The following is a 7,084-nucleotide window of genomic DNA, read 5'->3' as shown; positions in this document are numbered from 1 at the left end:
TAGACACTGGTGAGAGCGCGCAACAGGATGATGTTATTAAATAAAGTTTATTTTTTAGGTGATTGGCACAAAGTGTCGTAGGTTTCGAATATATGCCTGCGAAAAGCGGGCGAGAAGTGCAGGGATTGTCCGTTTGAACGAATTTACCAAGGCCATAGGGGCGTCTTCGGAAGAACCATTTTTGAATGCGGAAACGCTCGAAAAGCTGCGCAGCGGCACCGACATGGCGCAGGTCGCTGCGGCATGGTTGCAGGCTTTTGCCAAGCAGACGCACGGGATACAGCAAGGTCTTGTCGTCATGGCAGGCACCGGCAAAGCCAAATTTGAACCCGTCGCGATGTGGCCGGATGGGGCCAGTGCGGCGCCCGAGCTCATGCGGGCGGTTGACGGGTGCCTTAAGGGGCAGCGGATGCTGGTGGAAACCGGCGCCAAGGACAACGCCGCCATTGCAGTGCCGCTTTTGATCGGGGGGCAGTTGCGCGGCGTCCTTGCCGTTTTGTCGGATAATTCTGCCGATACCGACCTGCGCCGTGTCGTCAGTGACTTGCAGTGGGCATCCGGATGGATAGAGGCCGTCGTGCGTCGGCAACGGATCAGCGGCAATGATAACCTTGTGACGGTGATCGAGCTGCTGGCCACCAGTCTGCATCACACCCGCTTTTCAGAAGCCGCCACCGCCGTTGCGACTGAACTTTCCGGTGCGCTGGATTGCGAATTGGTGGCGATCGGCATGATGCGCGGCAGGCATATCCGGCTGCGTGCGCTGTCAAACTCTGCGACCTTTGGCAAACGCGCTACCCTTGTTCGGTTGATCGAAACAGCGATGGATGAAGCCGTCGACCAGCAAGCGGTCATCGCGCATCCCCCACTTGAAGGGTCGCCCGCCCGTGTACGTCGGGCGCATACGGCGCTGGCGGATCATGAGGGTGGCACAGGGCTGTGCACCGTGCCGCTGACCGAACAGGGCAAGACGATTGGCGCGATGCTGTTGCAACGCAAGTCGGCCGACGGATTTGATGCTGGCGGCGTGCAGCTGGCAGAGCAGGCCGCCGTCCTGGTCGGTCCTGTGCTGGATATCAAACGGCGCGAAGATCGCTGGTTGCCTGCTAAGATTTGGGACTCCGTCACGAATTTCTTCAAGGCGCTGTTTGGTGCGCGACATGCGCTGTTGAAGCTGGGGGTGATTGCGCTGATCGCCTTTGTCGCCTTTTGCTATTATGCGACAGGCACGTACAGGGTAACGGCAACGACCGTTGTGCAGGGTAAAATACAGCGGGTCGTGACTGCGCCGATCGCCGGTTACCTTGTCCAGTCCGAGGCGCGCGCCGGCGATCTGGTGCAAGAAGGCGACGTGATGGCGCGGTTGGAAGACCGTGATATTCGTCTTGAGCGGCTAAAATGGCTGGGCGACCGGACCAAGCAGCAACAGGAATACAGTCAGGCGATGGCGCAGCGTGAACGGACGCAAGCGCGTATTCTGGCCTCACAAATTGAACAGTCGGACGCGCAAATCAGTTTGCTGGATCAGCAGCTTGAACGTATGACAATCCGCGCGCCCTTTACCGGGCTTGTCGTTTCTGGTGACCTTAGCCAAGCGCTTGGTGCCCCGCTCGAGCGGGGGGATGTGTTGTTTCAGGTCGCTCCGCTTGATGAATACCGTGTCACAATGCGCGTGGATGAGCGCGATATTCGTGAACTTTCGCCGGGGACCAGCGGGCCCTTGGTCCTGAGCGCGCTGCCCGATACGCCCTACCGCGTCGCCGTGCAGCGGATTACACCGATTTCGAGCCCGCTGAACGGCGCGAATGTCTTTGATGTCGAAGCATCCATCGAAGAGGGCCCGATTATGGCGCTGCGTCCGGGTATGGAAGGCGTTGCCAAGATCGAGGTCGACGAGCGCAGACTGGTGGAAATATGGACCCGCCGTCTGGTGCTTTGGGTGCGCATGACCTTTTGGTCCTGGAGGGCCTAGTCCTTTGGCCGGCTCGCTTTTCTCGCCGTCGTGGTATCGGGTCAAGGACCTGAAGCCACGGCTACGCCGGCATGTGAATATCTATCGCCATGATTACCGTGGGCGCATCTGGTTCATCCTTCAGGATCTAGCCACGGGCCGGTCGCACCGGTTTTCCCCCGCCGCGTATCGCATGGTCGGCTTGCTGGACGGCACGCGGTCGCTTGGCGAGGTGTGGGATATTGCCAACGAACAGCTGGGTGAACGGGCCCCGACGCAGGATGAGGCGATCCGGCTATTGGGGCAATTGCATGCCGCCGATGCGCTTGTGGCCGATGTATCTCCTGACAGTCGCGAATTATTCCGGCGTCATAAGCGCCACAAACGGATGGAGATCAAACAGAAGGTTTGGTCACCCTTGGCGGTGCGCGTGCCGATCTGGGATCCCGACCGATTTCTAACGGCGACCTTGCCGTTTGTGCGGCCGTTTTTGACCAAGACCTTTGCCGTGATCTGGCTTTTGCTGGTGCTGACGGCAGCTGTGTTTGCGGCGATGAATATCGGCGCCTTGACCACAAACATCACCGACCGGGTTTTGAACCCTGGCAATCTCGCCGTTTTGTGGCTGGTCTATCCCGTTGTCAAAGCGTTCCATGAATTGGGCCACGGCTATGCCGTCAAGAAATTCGGCGGAGAAGTCCATGAGATCGGGATCATGTTTCTTGTGCTGATCCCGGTGCCTTACGTCGACGCCTCTGCGGCTTCTGCCTTGCGCGAAAAGCACAAACGCATGCTGGTCGGCGGTATCGGCATCATGATCGAGCTTCTGCTTGCCTCGGTCGCATTGTTTGTCTGGCTGAATGCTGAATCCGGCGCGGTCACGGCGGTGGCCTTCAATGTCATGCTGATTGGTGGGGTGTCGACGTTGCTGTTTAACGGCAACCCATTGCTGCGCTTTGACGGGTATTACGTGCTGGCCGACTGGATCGAGATCCCGAACCTGAGCGGGCGATCCACAAACTATCTTAATTATCTGATACAACGATATATCTACGGCATGCGCGAGGCCGATAAGGTGACCTCGCTTTGGTCAGAGCGGGTGTGGTTTGTCTTCTATGGCATCGCCGCCTTCATCTACCGCATGTTCATCATGTTCGCGATCATCGCTTATATTGCCGGCCGCTTTTTCATCATCGGGGTTTTGCTGGCCATCTGGGCGGCCACGACGCAGCTTTTGCTGCCCATCGGAAAAGGGATTAAGTTTTTGTCAGGAAGTCCAAAGCTTCGCACCAACCGACCCCGCGCGCTGATTACCACCTTTGCTACGATTGCCTTGATCCTAGGGGCGTTGTTTCTGGTGCCTTTCCCATCTTACAGCATCGTCGATGGCGTAATCTGGCCCAGTCAGCAGGCTCAGGTACGCGCAGGGACAAACGGTTTTGTCACCAAGGTTGCGACCACGACGGACCAGAAAGTGCGCAGCGGTGATCTGATGATGCAGCTTGACGATCCGTTCATGCGGGCGCGGCTGGAACTGATCGACACACAGTTGGCGGGGCTCGAAATTCAGCGCAGCGCGTTGATCCGCACGGACAGGGTGCAATCCGCCCTGATCGCCGAAGAAATCGACGTTGTGCAGAATGACCGCGCGCGGTTGGTAGAGGAGTTAGAGGCGCTTGATATACGCGCGCCGCGGGTCGGTACGGCGGTTCTGCCCAATGCCTCGGACCTTGAGGGTAGCTTTGTCGCCAAGGGTAATGTAATCGGCTATGTCGTGGCGCAGCGGGACACCCAGACCGTGCGCACGGTCGTGAGCCAGAACCAGATTGATCTGGTACGCAATGACACCCAGTCGGTCAGCGTTATGCCGGTGGAATGGGGTGCCGAACCGATCAAGGCGATCATTCTGCGCGAAGTCCCCGGTGCCACGCAGCAGCTGCCGACCCCTGCATTGGGGACAGCGGGTGGGGGCAACGTTCCGGTCGATCCAAGCGATCCCAATGGCGTGCAAACCTTGGGGCGCTTTTTTGAATTCGAGATTTTGATGGTGCAGCCCTCAGCGGATATTCTGTTGGGCCGCCGCGTCAGGGTTCGTTTTGATCATGGCACTTCACCGTTGGGGTTTCAGGCCTATCGGTCTTTGCGACAGTTGTTCCTGAGGCTCTATAATGTCTGACCGGATGATCCTTCGGCCGGGGTTGCTGGGCGGGTTCTATCCCGAACGCAGCGATGAACGGCTGAGCACGCCTGACTGGATCATGGCAGCGGCCTATGGTCGCCTGCAGCAAATGTTCGCGCGCCGGCCCGTGTCGAAACGCCTGTTCCTGATGCGGGTCAAGCGGGCAGGTCGCAAATTGCAGACCCTGAGCAACGAGGAACTGACCGCAAAACGCATCGCCCTGACGCAAGATCTACAGCTGAACGGGCTGCAACGCGCGAACACAGCCGAAGCTTTTGCACTGGTGCGCGAGGCATCAGGCCGCGTTCTGGGAATGCGGCATTTCGATGTCCAGCTGGTCGGCGGGTTGGTCATGCTGCAAGGCCAGATCGCTGAAATGGCCACTGGCGAGGGCAAGACGCTGACGGCGACACTGACGGCGGCGGTCATGGCGATGTCCGGCGTGCCCGTGCATCTGGTGACGGTAAATGATTTTCTGGCCAGCCGTGACGCGGGGTGGATGGGCCCCTTGTTTGAATTCCTTGGCCTACGCGTCGGCGTCATTCTTGAGGATATGGAGGTGGACGACCGTCGTGCCGCCTATGCCTGTGACATCACCTATTGCACCAATAAACAGCTGACTTTCGACTACCTAAAAGATCGCCTGATCCTAGAGGCTGAGACACGCCCGCTGCACATGGCGCTTGAGGGGTTGCTGCATCAGCGGTCACACCGCGAACAAGTGATGATGCGTGGCCTGTGTTTTGCCATCGTCGACGAAGCGGACTCTGTGCTGGTTGACGAGGCCCGCACGCCTCTGATCATTGCGCAGAAAGGCGATACATCAGAGATGGAGACGATCTATACGCAGGCGATCAACACGGCCCGTAGTATGCAAACCCCCCGGGATTTCACCCTGTTCGAGCGTGATTTCCGAATTGAGTTTACGGACCTTGGCAAGGCGCAGCTACGGCGGTCCACGCAGCAGCTCGGCGGGGTATGGGCGACGGAAACCCACCGCGAGGAACTGGGGCGTCAGGCCCTGTCTGCTCTGTGGCTTTACAAGCGCGACAAGCACTATCTGGTGCAAGATAACAGCATCCAGATCGTCGATGAATACACAGGCCGCATTATGGCGGACCGATCGTGGGAGCGCGGACTGCACCAGATGATCGAGGTCAAAGAGGGCGTCGATATCTCGATGCGGCAGGAAACATTGATCCGCATCAGCTACCAGAAATTCTTTCGGCGCTACATCCGGCTGTCCGGCATGACCGGCACCGCGCAGGAAGTCGCGGGCGAGCTGAGCGCCGTTTACCGTTTGCGCACCCGTCGCGTGCCCACGAATAAACGGTCAAAGCGTTGGGATAAGGGCGAATTCTGTTATGCCACCACTGATCACAAATGGCAGGCGGTCCTGCGCGAGGTGGTGCGGCGTCACAAGAAGGGCAGGCCCATTCTGATTGGAACGCAGTCGGTCGATGCCTCGGAACATCTAAGCGCGCTTTTGACGGCGAATGGATTGCAGCATCGCGTCTTGAATGCCCGTCAGAACGAAGCAGAATCCGAAATTATTGCCGAAGCAGGCCAGTCCGGTCGGATCACCGTTGCAACAAACATGGCCGGGCGCGGTACTGATATCGCGCTGGACGATGCCGCGCGCGCGGCAGGTGGGTTGCATGTGATCGCGACGGGGCGCCACGATGCCGCAAGGATCGATCGGCAACTTTATGGCCGTGCCGCCCGTCAGGGCGACCCCGGCAGCCATGTCACATTTGTGTCGCTAGAAGACGACCTGATGCGCGTCTTCTACGGTCGCAAGCTGCGCCCTCTTATCACAATGACCGCGTGGGGCAGGGGCTGGGTGCCCGGTATTCTGGCGCGGCCGTCCGTGAACCTTGCACAATGGGCCAGCGAAAAACGCAATAGCGGTATCCGCAAAAGCCTGCTTAAGGCCGATGATAGCCTAGATGAATTGCTCGCGTTCAGTGGACGCGGCGAATGATGGAGAAGACCATGAAATCCTGTACCCTCACCTTGGCATTTGTTTTCGCGCTGATCGCGAACGCGGGTTTTGCCCGCGAATATGATTGCCTGATGGACCCGTCACTTGTGGTCGAAATCGGCAGCGCCGAGGCGGGGATCATCCAAAGTATCTCTGTGCAGCGCGGTGATCTGGTGACCCAAGGCCAGTTGGTCGCCAAGCTGGAATCTGGCGCAGAGCAGGTGGCGCTCGATTACGCCCGCGCACGTGCCACCGATACATCGCCAATCGAAATTGCCCAAGGCCGCATTGATCTGCTGGCGACCGAGGCAGAGCGTGCCAAGGAGTTGGGAGCGAAGAAACTTGTCCCCCAGGCGGTCGTCGACTCTGCCGTCAGCCAATACGACCAGGCCATCCTTGAACTGAGACAGGCAGAATTTGAAAAGCGGCTCGCGGCCCTTGATGAAACGCGTGTCGCAGCTCAGCTTGCACGTCGCAACATCCATGCACCGGTCGATGGTATCGTCATCACGCGCATGATCGGCCCCGGGGAGTATGTCTTTGCCCAAGCGCCGATCATCCAGATCGCCCGCATTGATCCGCTACATATCGAGGTTTTCCTGCCAACGGACATGTTCACCACCGTCCAGATGGGTCAAATGGCCAAGGTCAAACCCGGAGCCCCGATAGGTGGGCTGTACGAAGCCGAGGTTATCGCCATCGACCGCGTGTTCGACGCAGCGAGCGATACGTTCGGTGTACGTCTCAAGCTGGACAATCCTGAGGGTGCATTGGTTGCGGGTATCGATTGCAAGATCGAGATTGGCGAATAAGCAGAGCAAGCGCCTCCTGATTTTCCCATATGGGCGGTTTGCCCGCCCTCGCTGGAACCAACGCTTTTCTTGGGCCGGCCCAAGAAAAGCGTTGGGGCAGTTCTTCGCGCATGCGCGACAGGTGCGTGGATCAGTTAACTAAAAATTCCTTCTACTAA

General features: G+C 58.6%; 4 protein-coding genes. All 4 read left to right on the top strand.

Annotated elements, in window-relative coordinates:
* Positions 1 to 133: 133 nt before the first annotated feature.
* From ACVBAU_RS18755 to ACVBAU_RS18740, 4 genes are read left to right on the top strand one after another with little or no spacing between them, the layout of a single operon-like run.
* Positions 134 to 1,972 carry an efflux RND transporter periplasmic adaptor subunit gene (locus ACVBAU_RS18755; RefSeq protein WP_448329672.1) on the top strand — a complete coding sequence of 613 codons (1,839 nt, stop codon included), beginning with the start codon at positions 134 to 136 and terminating at the stop codon, positions 1,970 to 1,972.
* 4 nt (positions 1,973 to 1,976) lie between these two features.
* Positions 1,977 to 4,127 carry a peptidase M50 gene (locus ACVBAU_RS18750; protein WP_448329671.1) on the top strand — a complete coding sequence of 717 codons (2,151 nt, stop codon included), beginning with the start codon at positions 1,977 to 1,979 and terminating at the stop codon, positions 4,125 to 4,127.
* Positions 4,120 to 6,114 carry a preprotein translocase subunit SecA gene (locus tag ACVBAU_RS18745; RefSeq protein ID WP_448329670.1) on the top strand — a complete coding sequence of 665 codons (1,995 nt, stop codon included), beginning with the start codon at positions 4,120 to 4,122 and terminating at the stop codon, positions 6,112 to 6,114. Before ACVBAU_RS18750 ends, ACVBAU_RS18745 begins: the two co-directional genes overlap by 8 nt.
* The gene (locus tag ACVBAU_RS18740) at positions 6,111 to 6,926 is read left to right on the top strand and encodes an efflux RND transporter periplasmic adaptor subunit (RefSeq protein ID WP_448329669.1); all 816 of its coding nucleotides are present in this window, start codon (positions 6,111 to 6,113) and stop codon (positions 6,924 to 6,926) included. Before ACVBAU_RS18745 ends, ACVBAU_RS18740 begins: the two co-directional genes overlap by 4 nt.
* The last annotated feature ends 158 nt before the right edge of the window (positions 6,927 to 7,084 follow it).

Source organism: Sulfitobacter sp. M13, from assembly GCF_053474885.1.
The sequence above is the reverse complement of the archived record's forward strand: the minus strand, read 5'-3'. Positions and strand labels throughout refer to the sequence as shown.